The following is a 16,584-nucleotide window of genomic DNA, read 5'->3' as shown; positions in this document are numbered from 1 at the left end:
CCAGGTTCGTCATGCCCGCTCCAGCTTCGGTGTCGCGCGCAGCAGCTCGCGCGTGTAGTCCTCCCGCGGCGCCTCGAACAACGGCACGACGTCGCCGGTCTCCACGACCCGGCCCGCGCTCATGACCACCACCCGGTCCGCGACCTCCGCGACGACCCCCAGGTCGTGCGTGATGAGCAGGATCGCCATCCCGTGCCGGGCCTGCAGGTCCACCAGCAGCTCGAGGATCTGCGCCTGGACGGTCACGTCGAGCGCGGTCGTCGGCTCGTCGGCGATGAGCACCCGCGGCCGGCCGACCAGCGCCATCGCGATCATCACCCGCTGCCGCAGCCCGCCGGAAAGCTGGTGCGGGTACTGCGACGCCCGGCGTCGGGCGTCCGGGATACCGGCTTCCTCCAACGCCGAGACGGCCGCCGCGCGCGCCTCGGCCCGGGACGCGCCGTGGTGCTTCCGGACCACCTCGGCGACCTGGACGCCGACGCGCCGCACCGGGTTGAGGCTCGTCATCGGGTCCTGGAAGACCATGGCGACGTCGTTGCCGCGGACGCGCCGGAGCTCCTTTTCGGGCAGCCGCAGGATGTCCCGGCCGTCGAGCAGCACGGAGCCGCCCGCGTAGACGCACGGCGGCTCGGGGTTGAGCCGCAGCACCGACAGCGCCGTCGCGGTCTTGCCGCTGCCGGACTCCCCCACCAGCGCCAGGGTTTCGCCTTCGGCCACCGACAGGCTCACGCCGTCGGCCGCGGTCACCGCGCCGGTGTCGACGTGGAACTCGACGCGCAGGTCGTTGATCTCCAGCAGGCTCATGAGCGGTACGCCTTCGGGTCCGCGACGTCCCGCAGCACGTCGCCGGTGATGTTGACGGCCAGCGCGGTGAGCATCAGCGCGATGCCCGGGAACACCGCCACCCACCACGACGTGCCGAGGTAGAGCTGGCCGTCGGCGAGCATGCCGCCCCAGGTCACGGTCTGCTTCGGCACGCCGAGGCCGAGGTAGCTCAGGGACGCCTCCGCGACGATCGCCGCGGCGACGTGCAGGGTGCCGATGGTCGCCAGCGGTGCCATGACGTTGGGCAGCAGGTGCCGCCGCATGATCGTGAAGTCCGTGACGCCGATCGCGCGGGCCTCGGTGACGAACTCCCTGGTGCGCAGCGAAAGCACCTCGGACCGGATGACGCGGGCGTAGGAGACCCAGCCCGTGAAGCCGAGCACCAGCACGACGTACCACAGGCCGGAGCCGAGGAACCCGACGATGGCCAGGGCGAGCAGGATCGACGGGAACGCGAGCTGGATGTCGGCCAGCCGCATGAGGATCCGGTCGAACCAGCCGCCGAGGAACCCGGCGACCAGGCCGATCGCGGCCCCGGCGAGGCCCGCGAGCAGCGCCGCGCACGCACCGACGAGCAGCGAGACGCGGGCGCCGTAGCAGAGCCGGGACAGGATGTCGCGGCCCAGCTGGTCCGTGCCGAGCAGATGGGCGGAGTCGCCGCCGGCCGCCCACGCGGGCGGGTGCAGGCGCACCAGCAGGTCCTGCGCGCCCGGGTCGTAGGGCGCGATGACCGGCGCGAACAGGGCGACGAGCACCATGAGCGTCAGCACGGCGAGCGCGACGGCGCCGAGCTTGCTGCGCAGCACCGCGCGGGCCATCTTCGGGCGGGCGGCGGGCAGGGCGACGGCAGTCATGCGGTCACCCGCACCCTCGGGTCGAGCAGCGCATAGGACAGGTCCACCAGCAGGTTGACCAGGACGAACGTGGCGGCGAAGAACAACACCGCGGCCTGGACCAGCGGGAAGTCGCGGTTCTGGATCGCCTCCACGGTGAGCCGGCCGAGGCCGGGCCAGGAGAACACCTGCTCGGTGAGGATCGCGCCGCCGAGCAGCGAGCCGACCTCCAGGCCGACCACCGTGACGACCGGCAGCGCGGCGTTGCGCAGGCCGTGGGACAGCACGACGCCGGCCGTACCGAGGCCCTTCGCGCGGGCCGTGCGGATGTAGTCGGCGCCGAGCACGTCGATCAGCGACGTCCGCAGCAGCCGCGCGATCACCGCGACCGAGTAGACGGCGAGGGTGATCGCGGGCAGCACGAGGTGGTCGAACCCGCCGTAGCCGGACGCGGGCAGCAGCTGCAGCCGCACGGCGAAGACGAGGATCAGCAGGATCCCCACCCAGAACGCCGGCGTCGACTGGCCGACCAGGACGCTGGTCATCACGCCGGTGTCGCCGGCTCGGCCGCGGCGCACCGCGGCGAACGTGCCCGCCGGGACGGCGACGACCAGCGCCAGCAGCAGGGCCGCGCCGGCCAGTTCGAGCGTCGCGGGGACGCGGGCGAACAGCACGTCGGCGACGGGCTGGTCGTAGACGAGCGACGTGCCCAGGCGCAGCCGCGGCAGGCCGCCGAGGTAGTCGAGGTACTGGATGAGCAGCGGGCGGTCCAGGCCGAGGCTCGCGCGCAGCGTCGCCTCCTGCGCGGCGTCCGCGTCGGGCGGCAGGATCAGCTTGACCGGGTCGCCCGACAGGCGGACCAGGAAGAACGCCGCCGTGGCGACGAAGAACAGCACGACGACCGCGGTCAGCACCTTGGTGGCGACCGTGCGGAGCACCCCGCTCCCGGCGGCGGCCGGGCGGCTCAGCGCGAGCGCGGTCATGGCGTCACCGTCGCCTTCGCCATGTTCAGCACGCCGACCACGCCCGGTGTCCACTGTGGACGGGCGTTGACCGCGTGGACGTTGTCGATCTGGTAGAGGAACACGAACGGCGCCTCCTCCTTGAGAAGGTGCTGCAGCCGCGTGAACGCGCGCTGCCGCTCGGCGGGGGCGGGTGACAGCTCTTCGGCGTCGACGAGCCGGTCGGCTTCGGTGTTGTGCCAGCGGCTCTGCCGCCGGTCGTGGCGGACGTTGGACTGCACGAGACTTTCCGCGTCGAGCGTCCAGCCGGTGCTGGCGGCCAGGTAGATCGGGCCGAGCGCGGCGCGGTTGCTCGAGGTGAGCCGGCTCGTGTACGTGCCGGCGTCGACGAGGTCCACCTTGGCCCGGACGCCGGCGCGGGCGAGCAGGCCGGAGATCGCCTCGGCGAGGTTGGCGTCGGCGGTCTGCGCGGTGAGCGAGGTGTCGAAGCCGTCGGGGAAGCCGGCCTCGGCGAGCAGTTGCTTGGCCAGGCCGAGGTCGCGGGTGAACGGCGTGACCGAGGCGTCGAAGCCGAAGGACTCGCGCGGGAACATCGTCGGCACCTCGCGGGCCTTGCCGTCGAGCACCGCCGTGATCAGCAGCGGCACGTCGACGGCGTGGTTGAGCGCCCGGCGGACGCGCACGTCGCGCAGGGGGCCGCTGGTGGTGTCCAGCGACAGGTAGGACGTGCGGATGCCCGGGTAGTGCTTGATCGAGACGCCCTTGTAGCCCTGCAGCTGCAGGGCGGCGTCCGGGGTCAGGTTGGCGACGATGTCCACTTCGTCGCTCTGCAGCGAGGCGAGTGCCGAGGACGGGTCGGGCATCGGGAGGAACACCAGCTCGTCGTAGGCCGGTTTGCCGCCCCAGTAGGCGGGGTTGGCGCGCATCCGCAGCCGGTGGTCGCGCTGGAACTCGGCGAAGGTGAACGGCCCGGTGCCGACGGGGTGCTTCGCGAACCCGGCGTTGCCGACCTGCTTCAGGTAGCCCGGCGGGACGACGACGCCGCCGAACAGCGACACCTTCGCCGGGATGATCGGGTCGGGCTGGCTGCAGCGCAGGTCCACGGTGAGCGGGCCGGTCGCGACGGCCTGCTTGACGTAGCGCAGCTCGACGATCGGCGACTTCGTGGCCGGGTCGAGCAGCCGGTTGATGCTGAAGGCCACGGCCTGGGCGTCGCACGGCTCCCCGTTGTGGAACCGTACGCCGGAGCGCAGCTTGAACCGCCAGGTCAGCGGGTCGGGCGAGGACCACTCCAGGGCCAGCCCCGGCGCGAGCCGGTTGTCCGGGCCCCGGGTGGTGAGCGTGTCGAACAGGTTGGTCAGCACGTTCATCGAGGTCAGGTCGCCCTGCTTCTGCGGGTCGAGCGTCTTCGGGTCCGACGTCTGCGCGACGCGCAGCACGCTGCCGGTGGCGCCCGCGGCGGTGCCGCACGCGCTCAGCAGGCCGGGCAGGGCCAGCGCGGGGAGCGCGAGCCCGCCCAGCCGCAGGGCGTCGCGGCGCGACAGTGGGGACACGGCGCCTCCTTTCCGTCTTGCGGAAGAGCGTTCCGCCACACGGAACGCGATTGCGCTAAGCTAGGCGCCGTGAACAAGGCTGTCAACGCTTCCCCCGCCGCCCGGGGCGCGGTCGAGAAGGCCCTGGAGGTGCTCGCGACGCTCGCGGGACCCGGCGGGCCGCACCGGCTGGCGGACCTCGCGCAGGCCTGCGACCTGCCGAAACCGTCCGTGCACCGGATGCTGCAGTCGTTCACCGACGCCGGTTACGCGGTCAGTGCGGGCAGCGGCCGCTACACCGTCGGGCCGCGGCTGCTGGGGCTGTCCGCGGCGGCGCTGGCGGGCCTGAAACCGGCGCGGCCGGTGCTGGCCGAGCTGCAGCGGCGCACCGGCCACACGGTCCACTACGCGGTGCGCCACGGCGACCGGGCGGTGTACGTCGAGAAGCTGGAGCCGGAGCAGGCCTACCAGCTCGCCACCCGGCCGGGCGGCGAGGTGCCGCTGTACTGCACCGCGGTCGGCCGCGCGATCCTGTCGCGGCTGTCCGAGTCCGAAGTGGACGCCGTACTGGCCGCGCCGCTCGCCGCCCGCACGGCCAAGACGTTGACGGACCCGGCGGCTCTGCGCGCCGAGCTGGCCACTGTGGACAGTGCGGGGTACGTCGTGGACGACGAGCAGTTCGAGGCGCACGTCCGCTGCCTGGGTGCGCCGGTGCTGGCCGCGGACGGCGCGGTCCTGGGCGCGGTGAGCGTGTCCGGGCTGACGTTCACGCTGCAGCCGTCGAGCTTCGACGTGCTGGGCCCGCTGGTCGCCGAGGCCGCGAACCGGCTTTCGGCGGTGCTCGCCGGAACGACGCTGCGAGCCGTCGATGCTCGCTGAGCTGCTGCACCAGGCCCGTGCCGACCGGGTCTTCTCCGCGGCGGCGTGGTCGGTCGGCACCGCGGACGGCGTGCTGGACCGCGGTTTCCTCGGGACGCGCTGGTGGGATGGGCCGCCGGCCGGCGAGGCGAGCCGGTGGGACCTGGCGTCGGTGACCAAGCCGGTGACCGGCCTGGTGGTCGCGGCCTTGGCCGAGCGCGGCGCGCTGTCCTTCGACGACCCCCTCCCCCGGTTTCTCCCGGCGTACGCGGGCACCGACAAGGCGTCGATCACGGTCCGGCAGCTGCTCACCCACACGTCGGGCCTGCCGGGCGGAACGCCGCTGTGGCGGGAGTTCCCGACGCGCGAAGCGCTGCTCGAAGCGATCCGGGTGACGCCGCTGGCGGGCGTACCGGGTGAAGTCGAGTACTCGTCGCAGGGGTTCATCCTGCTCGGCCTGATCGCGTCGGCGGCGGCCGGCGCTCCCCTGGACCGCCTGGTCGCCGACCTCGTGACCACCCCGGCCGGGCTGAGCCGCACGACGTTCGGCCCGGTCGGGGCCGCCGTGGCCACCGAGGACTGCGCGTGGCGCGGCCGGGTCGTGACCGGCGAGGTGCACGACGAGAACGCGGTGGTGCTGGGCGGGATCTGCGGCCACGCGGGCCTGTTCGCGCCGCTGGCCGACGTCGAACGCCTCGGCCGGATCCTCGCGGGCGGCGCGTCGCCGCTGCTGAAGCCGGAGACGCACGCGGAGATGATCGCGTGCCACACGCGCGGGCCGCGCCGCGGCCTGGCGTGGCAGGGCCTGGACGTCCCGGGCTCACCGGTCGGTACGGCGTTGCAGCCGGATTCCTACGGCCACACGGGGTTCACGGGCACGAGCCTGTGGGTCGAGCCGTCGCGCGGCCGTTACTACGTGCTGCTGACCAACCGCGTCCACCCGAGCCGGGACCGCGACGTTTCCGCCGTGCGGCGGGCGTTCCACGACGCGGCGGCCGTGCTCGGCTGATCAGCACGGTTCCGGGTCCATGGCGATCGGCTCCGCGCGCACCGCGCAGGCCTTGATCGTCCCGGTCCCGCACTCGATCCGCGCCCAGACGGTCTTCCCCGGGTCCGCGGCCCGCACGCCCCACGCCCGCGAGAGGTCCCGGACCAGCACCAGCCCCCGGCCCCGGCCGCTCGCCGGCGCGCGGTTCCCCGCCACCGGGGCGTCCTCGCCCTCGTCGTGGACCTCCAGCAGCGCCGAGCACGGCCGCGGCGTCGCCTCGGCGGTGACCGTCACCAGGCCGGTCCCGTGTTCGTAGGCATTCGTGGCCAGCTCGGTGACCACCAGCTGCACCGCCCAGAGGTGGTCGGCGCCGAGCAGCGGCAGCGCGCGGGCGGTCCACCTCCGGAGCGCGCTGAGCGGGGGCGGCGCGTCCCGCTCGATCGTGAACGCCGACCAGTCGCCCGAACCCGAGGACGTCATCCGACCAGTGTGCCCTCACTCCGGGTTCGCTTGCAGGGCCTCGGACAGCGTCGGGTAGAGGAGGACGCTGTCGTCGTTCCACAAGCTCAGCAGCACCATCGAAACCGGGCGGGGCGGGACGACGAAGCACAGCCGCCACCCTTCGACTCGGGCACGCTGCGCCGTCTGGCCGAGCACGCGCAGGCCCGCCGCGCCGAGGAAGGTCACCCGGGACAGGTCCAGCACGGTGACCGGGGCCAGCTCCTGCCAGGTCTCGTGCTGCAGCGCGCGCACCGAAACGGTGTCGATCTCACCGGCCGCGCTGATGACCAGCAGGTCCGGCCGCACCTCGAGCCGCTCGACCGCGAGGATCTCCGCGGCGGCCTGCCGGGGGACGCGCCGGTCGGTCGACATGGAGAGCCCTCCCGTCCCGGGCCGCGCACCCGAACACCCAGTCAAGCAGGCCGGTCGGGAAAGGGGAATCCGCCCGTCACGCGGATGGCGGCGTTTGCCGCCCCGGCGCCCGGGTAGCCGATCCGACAGAGGTCTCTCCACCGAAGACGCAGGGGAGCGTGGTGACGGTGAAAGGTACGTTTCACCCGGAACGTCTCCGGGTGGTCCGGACACGCGGGGAGTCCGATGTCGTGGTCCTCGCCCTGTCCGGCGAACTCGACGCGGGCACGACGCCCAAGCTCGCCGAAGCCGCCGCGCAGGTGCTCGCGGCCGATCCCGAGGTGCTGGTCCTCGACCTGACCGAGCTGTCGTTCCTGTCCCTCGCCGGGGCCCGCCAGGTCCGCGCGACCCACGACGCCACGGCCACCAGCCGCCTGCGCGTGGTGACCGGCGAGCGCCCGGTGGTGCGCGACTTCCTGCACGCCACGGGGTTCGAGGCGGTGCTGGACTGCTACCGCACGCGGCTGGGCGCGCTCACCGCGGGCAGCCGCGCGGAGTTCGTCCGCCAGGCGAACGCCGCCTGGGACGGGCGCTAGCCGAGCGCGGCCCGCGTCAGCGTCTTCGCCGTGTGGACGATGCTGCGCACGGCTTCCTCGGCCGGCAACCCGTGGAGATCGGTCAGCCCGAACAACGCTTCCGCGCTCATCACCACCGCAAGATCCCGCTTCAGCTGGGCCACGTCGGTTCCCCGCAGGTCGGCCGGCGGCGCGAGCGCCTGGTCGATGAGCCCGAACCGCAGGCCGGGCCGGGCGGCGGTGTCTGCGGGCCGGGTGATCGTCGCCGCGATCATCGCGCGGACCGCGCCTTCGTGGGTCAGCACGTGCCGCAGCAGGTGTTCCGTCGCCGTCGCGACGCGCGTGACGGGGTCCGTCGCGTCCGCCACCGGGGCGAGCGCCTCGGCCGGGTCGAACAGCGTCCCGGCGACGGCCTCGCGCAGCAGGCTCGCCAGGTCGGGGAAGTACCGGTAGGCCGTCGCCTCCGACACCTCGGCCGCCTTGGCGACCTCCGGCATCGTCACCGTGGCGCCGCCGCGGACCAGTTCGGTCGCGGCCGCCAGGATCGCGTTGCGCGTGCGCCGCTTCTGGTTGACCCGTCCGCCGTCCATGTCCGCCGCCTTTCGCAGTCAAGCCGGCTCTCATCATAAGAGTGCACTTGCACGAACGCCAGATGAGGGTTTACCTTCTTCGTGACAGTTCACTCTCATGAGGAGTCGGCATGACGCGCATCTCGATCGTCGGGCCCGAAGCGGGCGAAACCACCCTGACCGGCCCGATCCGGCTGCGGATCCTCGAGGACGGCAGCACCACCGGGCACCGGCTGGGCCTGGGCGAGATCGTCGTCGCCCCGCACACCCCCGGCCCGCCGCAGCACCGGCACGCCCAGCACGACGAAGGTTTCTACGTCGTCCGCGGCACCGTTCGCTTCACCGTGGGCGAGGAAAGCCACGACGCTCCGGCCGGCACCCTCGTCATGGTGCCGCCGGGCGCGCCGCACACCTTCGCCAACCCGGGCGACGAGCCCGCCGTCATGCTCAACACGTTCACGCCGGACCTGTACGTCCAGTACTTCCGCGACCTGCGCGCGTTCGCCGCCGAAGCCGGGCGGCCCGCGCAGGGCACCGAACTTACCGAGATCATGGCCCGCTACCACACGGAACCGGCGACCACCTACGCCGGCGAGACACCCGTGGCCGGGCCGCGGACCGTCGACGTCCGCGTCGGCGACCTGAGCGTCCGGGTCGAAGACCGCGGGGCCGGGCGGCCGGTCCTGCTGCTGCACGGCGGCGCGGGCCCGGCTTCGGTGGCCGGCCTGGCCGGGTTGCTCGCCGCGCGGGGCACGCGGGTGCTCGCGCCCGTCATCCCCGGCTTCGACGGCACCGCGGCGTCGGACGCCGTCGCCGACGTGCCCGCGCTCGCCAGGCTCTTCCGGGCGCTGCTCGGCGAACTCGGCGTGCACGACGTCCTCGTCGCCGGCAACTCCGTCGGCGGGTGGATCGCGGCGCAGATGGGCGTCGACGAGCAGGCGGCCCGCGACACCGGGGACGTTTCGGCGCACCGCGTCGGCCGGCTCGCGCTGCTGGACCCGATGGGGATCACCGTCGACGGGCACCCGATCACCGACCTTTCCGCGACGCCGCCGGACAAGCTCGCCGACGTCGTCTTCCACTCCCCCGACCGGTTCCGGCTCGACCCGGCCCTGCTCCCGCCGGAACGCCTCGCCGCGATGCAGGGCGACGCCGTGGCCCTGAACCGCTACGCGGGCGACCCGTACATGCACGACCCCGCTCTGCGCGCCCGGCTGGAAGCGGTGCGGCTGCCGGTGCGGGTCGTCTGGGGCGAAAGCGACGGGGTCGCCGACCTGTCCTACGGACGCGCGTACGCGGCCGCTTTCGCCGGGGAGAACGACGAAGGCGCCGAGTTCACGGTCGTGCGCGGCGCCGGGCACCAGCCGCAGCTGGAGCAGCCGGACCGCGTCGCCGAGCTCGTCCTCGGCACGCCGGCCTGAGGGGCGCGATCGTGGTCGTCTCCCCGCCGCGTCCCGGCCGGGCACCGATGAGCCCGGCCCGGCTGCGCGCCGCCTTCGCCGTGCTGTTGCTCGCCATGCTGCTCGCGATGCTCGACAACACGGTCGTCGGCACCGCGATGCCCACGATCGTCACCCAGCTCGGCGGCCTCGACCGGCTGTCGTGGGTCGTCACCGCCTACACCCTCACCACCGCCGCCTCCACGCCGATCTGGGGCAAGCTCGGCGACCTCTACGGCCGCAAGCGCGTGCACCTGTACGCGATCGCACTGTTCACCGCCGCCTCCGTGGCGTGCGGCTTCGCCCAGGACATGACGCAGCTGATCGCGTTCCGCGCGGTGCAGGGCCTCGGCGGCGGCGGGCTCGCGGTCGGCGCGCTGTCGCTGATCGGCGTCCTGGTCCCGCCCCGTGACCGCGGCCGCTACCAGGGCATGACGGCGAGCGTGATGGCCGCCGGGCAGATCGGCGGCCCGCTCTTCGGCGGCCTGGTGACGAGCCTGCTCGGCTGGCGCTGGACGTTCTACCTCAACCTCCCGCTCGGCCTGGCGGTGTTCGCGGCCACCGCGGTCGTCCTGCTGGTGCCGGCGACGCCGCGGCGCCGGGTGCACCTGGACGTCGGCGGCGCGTTGCTGCTCACGACCGCCGTGACGGGCCTGCTCCTGCTCACCGACCGCACGGGCCCGGCGGTGGCGCTGGTGCCGGTGACCGTCGTGGCGTTCGCCGCTTTCGTGGCCGTGGAACGCCGAAGCAGCGAACCGGTGCTTCCGCTGAGCCTGTTCGCCCGGCGCGACATCCGGCTCACGACGGTGATCATCTTCGTCGTCGGCGTCGTCAGCTTCGGGACGATCACGTTCGTGCCCCTGTTCCAGCAGACCGTGCAGGGCGCCTCGGCTTCCGGCTCCGGGACGCTGCTGCTGCCGATGACGCTCGCGGTCGTCGTCGCGTCGCAGGTGGCCGGCCGGATCAGCAGCCGGACCGGCCGGTACCGCGTCTTCCCGATCGCCGGCGCGGTGGCCATGGCCGCCGGGTGCGGCGTGCTCACGACCGCGCACGCCGGCACGCCGGTCTGGCTCACCAGCGGCGCCCTCGTGCTGATCGGTGCCGGGCTCGGCCTGAGCACGCAGATGATGACGCTGATCGCGCAGAACACGGTGCCGGTGGCGGAAATCGGCGTGGCGACGGCGAACACGACGATGTTCCGCACGATCGGCGGCGCGGTCGGCACGTCGGTGTTCGGCGCGTTGCTGGCCACCGGCCCGGCACCGCTGGAGACAGGGATGGCGCGCATCTTCACGGTCGCCGCCGTCGCGGCGGGGCTGGCGGCCGTCGCCGCCTGGCGCATCCGGGAAACCCCGCTCCGCGGAACGGACTCCGGCCAGCCGGAGTGACGCCTGCGTCGGCGCTAGCCGGGCAGCGAGCGCGGCAGGCCGAATGCCGGGAAGACGCTGTTCTCGAACCGCGCCAGGGCGGCGATCCGGTCACCGGCGAGGGTGAGGACGTACAACCCGGTGCCGTGCCGCGTGCCCGAAGCCGTGCGCAGGTACGCCCCGAAAGCGGGCTGGCCGTTGGCGCGCGCCGGGACGAGGTCGAAGCGGCGGCCGGCCCCGAAGAGGGCCGCGCAGAAGCGGGCCACGACCTCCCGGCCCTCGTATTCGAACGGCAGCGGCGGCATCGAGACGAAGACGTCGTCGGTCAGCAGGTCCACCAGCGCGCCGACGTCCGCGGCCTCCCAAGCGCGCACGAAGTCCGCCACGAGCGCGTTCTCCCCCGGCGAGCCGGTGGCGGGCGCCGGTTCCGCCGGGCGCTGCCGCAGGCCGGCTCGCGCCCGCTTGAGGGCGCTCTTGACCGACTCGACCGTCGTGTCCAGCATCGCGGCCACCTCGCCCGCCGGGAACGCGAGCACGTCGCGCAGGACGAGCACGGCCAGCTGGCGGGGTGGCAGCGCTTGCAGTGCCGTCACGAAGGCGAGCGAGACGGATTCCCGTTGCTCGTAACGGGCCTCCGGGCCGAGCGGAACCGGGAACGCCCCCTCCAGCAGGGCGTCGGGAAAGGGTTCGAGCCAGACGGCTTCGCCCAGCCGGGTCGGCTCGGGGGGTTCGACGCCGGGGATGTCCCACGCCTTCGCGGGCCGTCGTCCGGCCGCGCGAAGCTCGCTGAGGCACCGGTTCGTCGCGATCCGGTAGAGCCAGGTGCGGACCGACGCGCGGCCGTCGAAGCCACCGAGCCCGCGCCACGCGGACAGCAACGTCTCCTGCAGCGCGTCTTCGGCGTCCTGGAACGAGCCGAGCATCCGGTAGCAGTGCAGCCGGAGCTCGCGGCCGTACGGCTCGGTCAGCGCCCGGAACGCCTCGCCGTCCCCCGCCCGCGCCCGGCCGATCAGGTCGGCTTCCACCAGTTCTCTCCCCTCTTCGCGTTCCATCCTGTACTGACGCCGCCGTGCGCGCGAAGGGGGCGGCCGCCCCCTTTTCCGAAGCCGCGGCGTCGGAACCGGCATGGGAAAACTCATCATCAGTGAAAACATCACGCTCGACGGAGTCGTCCAGGACCCGACCGGCGAGGGCGCGTCGGGCCGCGGCAGCTGGTTCACGGGCATCGCGGACAAGGACCGCGAAGCGTGGGCCAAGGCCGAGTTCGAGGAGGCGCTGGCCGCCGGAGCCCTGCTCATGGGCCGCCGGACGCACGAGTACTTCCTCGGCCGCGGCTGGGCTTCACGCCCCGGGGAGTGGGCCGATCGCCTGCGTGACCTGCCCAAGTACGTCGTCTCCTCCAGCCCGCTCGAGGGCGACTGGGGCGAGACGACGGTGCTGAAGGGAGACGTCGTCGAGGAGGTGACGACGCTGAAGCGGCGTGTGAAGGGCGAAATCGTCGTGTACGGCAGCGGCCGCCTCGCGCACACCCTGATCGAGCACGACCTCGCCGACGAGCTGCGGCTGATGACCTACCCGTTCGTCGTCGGCACGGGCGACCGGCTCTTTCCCGCGACGAGTGCGGTCAAGGCGCTGCACCTGGTCGGCATGCGCACGGTCGGCGACAGCCTCGCCCTGCTGACCTACCGGATGGCCGAGCCCCGCTGAGCGCAGGTGCCGTCGACAGTTGTCCGAGACAACGATCCACCTCGGCCGAAAGGATGAGACTGCCCTGTCCCTTCGGCCGAAGTGGGCGGCCCGGTCACCGCCCTAGCTTGAGGACATGGGATACCCACGAGCCGGGGTCGTCGCCGTCGCGGCCGGGGCCGCGGTGGTGGCGGCCGGGGCGAACGTGCTCGCCGCCACCGCGGACCCCGTCGCGCCGGAGGTCTTCAGCGCGACGCCCGCCGAGCCCGGGCACGCGAACGAGGGCAAGTACACCGCCGCCGGCTACCGGCTGCACGTCCACGAGGTGACCGGCGACGGCGCGGGCATGGGCACCAGCGTCGAGCCGCACACCGCGTACTACTCGGAGAACCTGCACGGCGACGGCGCCTGGCGGCCGAAGCTCCTGAAGTTCTCGGTCGGCCGGGACACCGACGGGGCGACCGTGTTCACCTACCCGGTACCCGCCCCGGGCCGGGGCGTCGACTGCGTCGCCTCCGGCACGGAGCAGGCCCCGCGGGTCCGCTGCGAAACCAAGCTCAGTACCCGACCGTGAAGTGCCGGTCGGTCCCGGCGTTCTCGAGCTCGTCCACGACAGCCACCGCGAGATCCTCCGCGGAGATGCGGGACGAGCCGTCGGGCCGCGTGAGCAACGTCGTGGTCCCGCGGCGGTAGGCGCCCGTGCGCGGGCCGGGCTCCAGCAGCGCCGGCGGACTGAGGTAGACCCAGCCGGCGGCCGGGTGCGCCCGGCAGGCGGCCAGCTGCGCGGCGCTCGCTTCGGCGATCGCCCGGTACTCGGCGGGGACGTACCGCGGGTCGTCGAGCACCCGGCCGGCGCCCGTGCGCAGCGGGGCCGCACCGCCGACGACGAGGAGCCGGGTACCCGCCTTCGCGGCCGCGTCGAGCAGGGCCGTCGTCGTCGCGACGACCGTGTGCTCCTGCCCGGGCGCCGGCCGGGCGGCGGCCACGACCGCGTCCGTCCCGGCGAACAGCGTGGCCATCCGGTGCGGGTCGCCCGCGTCGCCTTCGACGGTGACGACCCCGGGGACGTCGGGGCGCCGCGTCCGCACGACGGCGACGAGGTCGTGGCCGCGCCGGGCGGCTTCGGCCAGGACGCGGGAGCCGACCATGCCGGCCGCGCCGACCACGGCGATCTTCACGGGAGCCTGCCTTTCCGGGGGAACGGGGCGGGGAGCTGGCCGGCGACGAGCGCGGCCAGGGCGAGCGCGAACCCGGCGAGCTGGACCGGCCCGAGCGTCTGGTCCAGGACGACCGCGCCGAGCACGGCCGCGACCAGTGGTGAGAGCAGCGCCAGCACGGCCACCGACGCGACCGGCAGCGTCGTGACGCCCCGGAACCACAGCGCGTAGGTGACGAGCCCGCCGACCAGGCCCAGCCACAGGTAACCCAGCACGGCCCGGCCGTCGATCGGCGGCGGTGCCCCTTCGAAGAGGACCGTCACCGGCAGCAGGACCAGGCCGCCCGCGGTCAGCTGCCACCCGGCGAACGCGGTCGCGCCGACGCCTTCGGGCCGTCCCCAGCGCTTCGTCAGCGTCACGCCGAGCGCCATCGTCGCCGCGCCGCCCAGGCCGGCCGCGACGCCGACGCCGTCGAACGCCGCTTCGGGCCCGATCACCACCAGGCCGACGCCCGTCATGCCGACCGCGCCCCACAGCAGCCGCCAGCCGGACAGCCGTTCGCGCAGCACGGCGACCGACAGCACGGCGACGGCGAGCGGTTGCGCGGCGGCCAGGGTCGCGGCCACGCCGCCGGGCAGGCGTTCGGCGGCGACGAACAGCAGCGGCAGGAACAGCCCGATGTTGAGCACCCCGAGCGCGGCGGCCTTCCCCCACCACGCGCCGCGCGGCAGCGTCCGGGTGAGCGCGAGCGCGATCACGCCCGCGGGCAACGCGCGCAGCAGGCCCGCGAACAGCGGATGGCCCGGCGGGAGGAATTCGGTGGTGACGACGTAGGTCGTCCCCCAGACCGCGGGCGCGAACGCGGTGAGCGCGACGCGCGGCAGGTCCGCGCGGCGGGTCCCCCCGGCGTCCGGCCGCAGGAGTTGGCTTGTCATACCCCGATCCCACCGGAGCCCGATCCATGAGTCCAATACATGTTTGTCACGGCAGCGATCGTGATCCAAGATAAATCGGTGGAACTGCAGCAGCTGCGCTACGTCGTCGCCGTCGCCGAAACGTCCAGCTTCACCCGTGCCGCCGAGCGGTGCCTGGTCGTCCAGTCGGCGCTCAGCCACCAGGTCGCCCGGCTGGAGCGCGAGCTCGGGGCGCGGCTGTTCGAACGGACCAGCCGCCGCGTGCGGCTGACCCCCGCCGGCGAAGCGTTCCTGCCGTCGGCGCGCCAGTGCCTGGACGCGGCCGAGCGCGCGGCCGCCGAGGTCGCGGCCGCCGTGGGCGAGGTGCGCGGGCGCCTGGCCGTCGGCCTGATCCCGACGGTCACCGCGGCCGACGTCCCGGCCGCGCTGCGCGAGCTCCACGAACGCTTCCCGCAGGTGCGCATCAGCCTCCGGGTCGGCGCCAGCGACGACCTCATCGAGCAGGTCGCCGACGGCCGCCTCGACGTCGCCTTCCTCGGCCTGCCGACCACGGCACACCCGCGCGGCGTCGCGGTCCACGAACTGGCGCGCGGCCACCTGGTCGCCGTCGTCGCGCCGGACCACCCGCTGGCCGGCGAAGCGACGGTCAGCCTGCGGCGCCTGGCTTCCGAGGTGTTCGTCGACCTCCCGGCCGGCACCGCCGGGCGCCTGCAGTCCGACCAGGCCTTCGCCGCGGCGGGCCTGGACCGCGACGTCGCCTACGAAGTCACCAGCGCCGACTACATCGCGCGCCTGGTCGGCCCCGGCCTGGGCGTCGCCATGGTGCCGGCCGGGTACGCGCCGCAGCTGACGGGCGTGGTGACGATCGAGATCACCGACGCCCCGGCCCGCGTCGAGTACGTCATCTGGGACCGGGCGAACCCGACACCGGCCGCGAGCGCGTTCGTCGCCCTGCTGGGCATCGACACCCGCCAGGACTGACGCCCTGACTCTCTACTGTGGACAGTGCGGAGCAGGGCGAACTGCTCCACTCGGCGGCGGCCGGCGCCCTGACCGTCCACTGTGGTCTGAAGAGAGGTTCGGCGAGACTTTACCTACTGGCGTGTAATGCTTTGCTGCCCACAGGGCCACCCGGGTGAATTCGAGGCGGTCCCCGGCGGAGCATTGCCAACGCCCGGCCACGGACTAACGTGATGGGCATCGAACTGACAGCGAAACGCCACCGCACCACCATCTTGGCGACCGCGAAGGGAGAACTCGACCTCGCCGGCTACGCGCTCCTAAGGGACGGGCTGCTGAAGATCGCCGCGGACGCACCGAACGGGCTGATCGCCGACGTCGACGACCTCGTCATCGGCGCCGCTTCGCCCGCCACCGTGTTCGCGCTCGTCGCCAAGCGGATCGGCGAATGGCCGGGCGTCCCGTTCGCATTGGTCACCCGGCGGCCCGAGCACGCGACGCTGTTCCGCAAGTCCGCGCTCGATCGCTACGTCTCGGTCAACCCCGACGCCGACGCGGCCGTCGAGGCGTTGCGCCGCCCGTTCCGCCGGCGGGCCGGCCGGACCGTACCCCGAACCCGCGACGCGACGGAGCACGCCCGCGAGTTCGTCCGGCAGTGCTGCCACGACTGGGCGATCGCCAAGTCGGTCTACGACGGCACCATCGTCGCGGCCGAGCTGGTCGGCAACGCGATCCAGCACACGGCCTCGGTTCCCCGGCTGGAACTGGACCTCCGCCGCGGCCTGCTGTCGATCGCGGTCCTCGACGACGACCCGCGGCCCGCCGTGCTCATCGACCGGCCCGACCCCCGCGGCCCGGGCCTCGGCCTGCGCCTGGTGGCCCACGCGGCGAAGACGTGGGGCAGCAGCCAGCGCTGGTCCGGCGGCAAGGTCGTCTGGGCCGTGCTCGGGGTCGGCCGCATCGGCTGACCGGGGGAGCCAGCAGCACCCGGTCCACGGCCTCGCGCAACGCCTTCGCGGCCAGCACGTTCCCCGCCGTCACACGCACTTCGCCCGTCGTGAACCCGG

General features: G+C 73.8%; 19 protein-coding genes. 9 read left to right on the top strand and 10 right to left on the bottom strand.

Annotated features, from left to right (window positions below):
- Positions 1-9: 9 nt before the first annotated feature.
- The 4 genes from ACWEN0_RS29895 to ACWEN0_RS29880 are packed head-to-tail and all read right to left on the bottom strand — an operon-like array spanning position 10 to position 4,173.
- On the bottom strand, positions 10-804 hold the full coding sequence (locus ACWEN0_RS29895; RefSeq protein WP_451980780.1) for an ATP-binding cassette domain-containing protein: 795 nt from the start codon (positions 802-804) through the stop codon (positions 10-12).
- Entirely contained in the window at positions 801-1,679 is an 879-nt protein-coding gene (locus tag ACWEN0_RS29890) for an ABC transporter permease (RefSeq protein WP_451980777.1), read from the bottom strand. The genes ACWEN0_RS29895 and ACWEN0_RS29890 overlap by 4 nt, the downstream gene beginning before the upstream one ends.
- The gene (locus ACWEN0_RS29885) at positions 1,676-2,641 is read right to left on the bottom strand and encodes an ABC transporter permease (protein WP_451980774.1); all 966 of its coding nucleotides are present in this window, start codon (positions 2,639-2,641) and stop codon (positions 1,676-1,678) included. The genes ACWEN0_RS29890 and ACWEN0_RS29885 overlap by 4 nt, the downstream gene beginning before the upstream one ends.
- Positions 2,638-4,173, bottom strand: coding sequence for an ABC transporter substrate-binding protein (locus ACWEN0_RS29880; protein WP_451980771.1), 1,536 nt, complete (start codon positions 4,171-4,173; stop codon positions 2,638-2,640). Before ACWEN0_RS29880 ends, ACWEN0_RS29885 begins: the two co-directional genes overlap by 4 nt.
- 69 nt (positions 4,174-4,242) lie before the next feature.
- On the opposite strand from ACWEN0_RS29880, the gene ACWEN0_RS29875 reads away from it, so the two are divergent.
- Complete coding sequence (locus ACWEN0_RS29875; RefSeq protein WP_451980768.1) at positions 4,243-5,031, top strand: IclR family transcriptional regulator; 789 nt, start codon at positions 4,243-4,245, stop codon at positions 5,029-5,031.
- Complete coding sequence (locus tag ACWEN0_RS29870) at positions 5,021-6,019, top strand: serine hydrolase domain-containing protein (RefSeq protein WP_451980765.1); 999 nt, start codon at positions 5,021-5,023, stop codon at positions 6,017-6,019. Before ACWEN0_RS29875 ends, ACWEN0_RS29870 begins: the two co-directional genes overlap by 11 nt.
- Here the strand turns inward: ACWEN0_RS29870 and ACWEN0_RS29865 are convergent, their stop codons facing one another.
- Together ACWEN0_RS29865 and ACWEN0_RS29860 are read right to left on the bottom strand one after the other, a co-directional pair.
- Positions 6,020-6,478, bottom strand: coding sequence for an ATP-binding protein (locus ACWEN0_RS29865; protein ID WP_451980762.1), 459 nt, complete (start codon positions 6,476-6,478; stop codon positions 6,020-6,022). It lies immediately after the preceding gene.
- Positions 6,479-6,493: 15 nt separating this feature from the next.
- Positions 6,494-6,871 carry an STAS domain-containing protein gene (locus ACWEN0_RS29860; protein ID WP_451980759.1) on the bottom strand — a complete coding sequence of 126 codons (378 nt, stop codon included), beginning with the start codon at positions 6,869-6,871 and terminating at the stop codon, positions 6,494-6,496.
- A 200-nt stretch (positions 6,872-7,071) separates the two neighbouring features.
- On the opposite strand from ACWEN0_RS29860, the gene ACWEN0_RS29855 reads away from it, so the two are divergent.
- Positions 7,072-7,446, top strand: coding sequence for an STAS domain-containing protein (locus tag ACWEN0_RS29855; RefSeq protein WP_451980756.1), 375 nt, complete (start codon positions 7,072-7,074; stop codon positions 7,444-7,446).
- Here ACWEN0_RS29855 and ACWEN0_RS29850 read toward each other — a convergent pair.
- Positions 7,443-8,015, bottom strand: a complete 573-nt coding sequence (locus ACWEN0_RS29850) for a TetR/AcrR family transcriptional regulator (RefSeq protein WP_451980754.1) — start codon at positions 8,013-8,015, stop codon at positions 7,443-7,445. The two genes, ACWEN0_RS29855 and ACWEN0_RS29850, sit on opposite strands and share 4 nt — an antisense overlap.
- Before the next feature lie 110 nt (positions 8,016-8,125).
- Between ACWEN0_RS29850 and ACWEN0_RS29845 the strand changes: the two genes are divergently transcribed.
- Positions 8,126-9,415: an alpha/beta fold hydrolase gene (locus tag ACWEN0_RS29845; protein WP_451980751.1), complete on the top strand. Its 1,290-nt coding sequence runs from the start codon at positions 8,126-8,128 to the stop codon at positions 9,413-9,415.
- Positions 9,416-9,426: 11 nt separating this feature from the next.
- Positions 9,427-10,821, top strand: a complete 1,395-nt coding sequence (locus ACWEN0_RS29840; RefSeq protein WP_451980748.1) for an MDR family MFS transporter — start codon at positions 9,427-9,429, stop codon at positions 10,819-10,821.
- 14 nt (positions 10,822-10,835) lie between these two features.
- Here the strand turns inward: ACWEN0_RS29840 and ACWEN0_RS29835 are convergent, their stop codons facing one another.
- Positions 10,836-11,852 (bottom strand): sigma-70 family RNA polymerase sigma factor, encoded by a 1,017-nt coding sequence (locus tag ACWEN0_RS29835; RefSeq protein ID WP_451980745.1) that lies wholly within the window; start codon positions 11,850-11,852, stop codon positions 10,836-10,838.
- Between the two features lie 73 nt (positions 11,853-11,925).
- On the opposite strand from ACWEN0_RS29835, the gene ACWEN0_RS29830 reads away from it, so the two are divergent.
- Both ACWEN0_RS29830 and ACWEN0_RS29825 read left to right on the top strand, forming a co-directional pair.
- The gene (locus tag ACWEN0_RS29830; protein WP_451980743.1) at positions 11,926-12,507 is read left to right on the top strand and encodes a dihydrofolate reductase family protein; all 582 of its coding nucleotides are present in this window, start codon (positions 11,926-11,928) and stop codon (positions 12,505-12,507) included.
- A gap of 115 nt (positions 12,508-12,622) precedes the next feature.
- Positions 12,623-13,060, top strand: a complete 438-nt coding sequence (locus ACWEN0_RS29825) for a hypothetical protein (protein WP_451980740.1) — start codon at positions 12,623-12,625, stop codon at positions 13,058-13,060.
- Here ACWEN0_RS29825 and ACWEN0_RS29820 read toward each other — a convergent pair.
- Entirely contained in the window at positions 13,044-13,664 is a 621-nt protein-coding gene (locus tag ACWEN0_RS29820; RefSeq protein WP_451980737.1) for an NAD(P)-dependent oxidoreductase, read from the bottom strand. The genes ACWEN0_RS29825 and ACWEN0_RS29820 overlap by 17 nt on opposite strands.
- Positions 13,661-14,578, bottom strand: a complete 918-nt coding sequence (locus tag ACWEN0_RS29815; RefSeq protein WP_451980734.1) for an EamA family transporter — start codon at positions 14,576-14,578, stop codon at positions 13,661-13,663. The genes ACWEN0_RS29820 and ACWEN0_RS29815 overlap by 4 nt, the downstream gene beginning before the upstream one ends.
- Positions 14,579-14,656: 78 nt before the next feature.
- On the opposite strand from ACWEN0_RS29815, the gene ACWEN0_RS29810 reads away from it, so the two are divergent.
- Positions 14,657-15,538: a LysR family transcriptional regulator gene (locus tag ACWEN0_RS29810; RefSeq protein WP_451980731.1), complete on the top strand. Its 882-nt coding sequence runs from the start codon at positions 14,657-14,659 to the stop codon at positions 15,536-15,538.
- Positions 15,539-15,750: 212 nt separating this feature from the next.
- Complete coding sequence (locus ACWEN0_RS29805) at positions 15,751-16,485, top strand: ATP-binding protein (RefSeq protein WP_451980728.1); 735 nt, start codon at positions 15,751-15,753, stop codon at positions 16,483-16,485.
- Positions 16,486-16,584 lie beyond the last annotated feature (99 nt).

The sequence above is a fragment of the Amycolatopsis sp. NPDC004378 genome, assembly GCF_053602455.1.
Note: the sequence above shows the minus strand (reverse complement) of the source record. Positions and strands in the feature narration are given on the sequence as shown.